Raw genomic sequence first — 2,238 nt, 5'->3', positions numbered from 1 at the left:
TTCCTATTGTAGCTGAAGCAGTTAAAATCCTAGCAATCAAAGATGTTTATCAAAAAAATAAAATAAAAAGAAATTATGAAGCTTTTATAGATGGCGTCGGGCAGCCTGATTCCGAAAAACTATATGAAAAATTATCCAATGGCTCTGGTATTGATGAAGAATGTGCGGAAGTCATATTTGATACAATAGTTACTTCTATTAAGCCCTTAAAAGCAAAAATACTTGGTCAGTTAATTGTTGGTCTAGCAAATGGTAAATTGAATGTCAGCGAGTATAAAACTCTTGCTTATATTATTCATTCTTGTTCCATCCCAGCACTTTTAGCATTAGAAAAATATTATCAAAACAATAATTCTAGTGTGAAGAATATGTCTGCAAGACTAGAAAATGAAGGGCTATTAATTTCGCTTGGTGTAGCAACTCGTCAAGTAAATAAATTTAGAATTGATGAGTTGGGTGAAAAGCTAGCCAAATACGGTATGAAATCAGAATATAACAAGAAAATTAACAAGGACTAAAAACAGCGGGCTGTTCGCTCCGCTCCATTTTAGCCCACTATTTTTAGCCTGTTATTTAGGCGTAAGTTTCAGAGGTATGTATGGAGTTAACTTTAAAAAATCCAACAAAGCTTGCTACTAGTACTTTTAAAATTCTTTTAAAAGCCCATAGAGCTAGTCAAGAAAATCGCCTAGAAGAATTTTTAAAGTATGTGGAATTAAGATATGAATACATAAGTATTGCTGAGCAATCAAAACTCAACGAATATATTCATAGCCACGTTGGGCAAGAAGTTCTAGCGAAATTTGCAGATTCAATTTTACATACTTCTAGTAGAAGAGTTCGAATGGCTATTGCCTTAATCTACTGTCAGGACAGTGATTTTGATTTTGAAAAGTCAGAAAAAATCACCTTTATTTCTGCAATGAAAGAAATGAATGACGATCTACTTGACTTCTTTTTACTCGCTTCCGAACTGGAGACGCAAAAAGAAAATATTCCATACCCTAGAGCAGGAATACATCACAATAATCATGGTGTATTTAAAGGCCACGGTTGGGATGAAGAAGCAATATTTGTATACATTAATGACTTAGTGCGATTAAGGTTATTATTACCTGATCCAAAATCATTCTCTAGTGTTGCTGGTAACAATGAAGGTTGGGCCGTTTGGTTTGGAATAACAAATAGAACATTAAAAATGGCAGCTCTTCTCAGGAAAGCCGAAAGTTTATTAGTTGAAACTTAACAAGGCATTTAAACGGAACTAAAACAGTTGGTTACGTTTCACTTTGCTACACATTACAACCCACAATTTTAGTCCGCTTAACGCTGCGTTATGTGGTTCATAGGGTTGGCATTCAGAATCACAGTAATTTATTAATAACCAGTATGGTGGTCCCATGAAACGTATTATAGGAATTTTTATAGCAATACTTTTACTTGGATATGGGCTGGTAAGGATTGGCGTAGGCGCTTCTTTGTTAGCTCAAACTTTAGACGTAGTCAATTTTCCTGATTTAGCTGAAGGGGTTGCAGAGGTTAAAGTATTCATTGACGCTCGAGTAAATGATCAAATACTCCCGTTTAGTTTAAATGGATACTTTGGTTATATATTTGCTATGGGCGTTTTGTTATCGACTGGCTCTGCAGGAGCTATTGCTCGCAGGAAATGGGGATACAATACTCTTGGTGTTTATTTGGCAATGCACGCTGCTCTCTTTATTAATTTTCAAGAGATTAATCCAAAATTGATAGGTCTTTTATTACAGATTGTAATGCTATATTTATTATATTACTTAATGCCCCCGATCTCGGGCAAATCTGAAAAAACCACATAACGTATAAGGATAGGCCGCGCGAAGCCGCGTCCTTATCCCAAGTGTTGAACAAGCCCGAGGATGAGGTTTATTAATACTCTTTATTAAGCAAATAGCAGATCGAGAGTTCGATCTATTTGAATTGTTATTTTCGAAGCACTTATTTTTCAATCATGATGCTCCCTTAGCGTTTTCAGCTAATATAATAATACATCTATGTCAGTCGAGATAAAGGGGTCGGAGCGAATTAGGGGGCTAAGTTACTTTTTCTAATCAATTTCTGGTTAATTAGAGTGGTTGCTCTAACCAATTCCTGTCCAGAAATGAGCTAGACGCTACTTTGAACTCGCTGGCAGATCATCTGCTGTGGAACGTGCAAGCTTCTGAAAAAGGGATTTTTCAGCAGAGCCTACATGGAGGT

At 36.0% G+C, this 2,238-nt stretch carries 3 protein-coding genes; all 3 read left to right on the top strand.

Translation table 11 applies throughout. From position 1 onward, the window contains the following. Positions 1 to 518, top strand: a 518-nt coding sequence (locus tag CXF82_RS22225) for a hypothetical protein (protein ID WP_180961150.1), incomplete at its 5' end; no start/stop codon positions are given. Positions 519 to 598: 80 nt separating this feature from the next. After that, positions 599 to 1,246 (top strand): hypothetical protein, encoded by a 648-nt coding sequence (locus tag CXF82_RS01245; protein ID WP_102043539.1) that lies wholly within the window; start codon positions 599 to 601, stop codon positions 1,244 to 1,246. Between the two features lie 154 nt (positions 1,247 to 1,400). Next, positions 1,401 to 1,838 (top strand): hypothetical protein, encoded by a 438-nt coding sequence (locus tag CXF82_RS01240; protein ID WP_102043538.1) that lies wholly within the window; start codon positions 1,401 to 1,403, stop codon positions 1,836 to 1,838. Positions 1,839 to 2,238 lie beyond the last annotated feature (400 nt).

This window comes from Shewanella sp. GutDb-MelDb (genome assembly GCF_002836075.1).
Lineage (GTDB): Bacteria > Pseudomonadota > Gammaproteobacteria > Enterobacterales > Shewanellaceae > Shewanella.
The sequence above is the reverse complement of the archived record's forward strand: the minus strand, read 5'-3'. Positions and strand labels throughout refer to the sequence as shown.

Bases quoted from the DNA above. Each gene is read 5' to 3' on its own strand.
- CXF82_RS01240 (WP_102043538.1), top strand. From the start codon at position 1,401: ATGAAACGTATTATAGGAATTTTTATAGCAATACTTTTACTTGGATAT.
- CXF82_RS01245 (WP_102043539.1), top strand. From the start codon at position 599: ATGGAGTTAACTTTAAAAAATCCAACAAAGCTTGCTACTAGTACTTTT.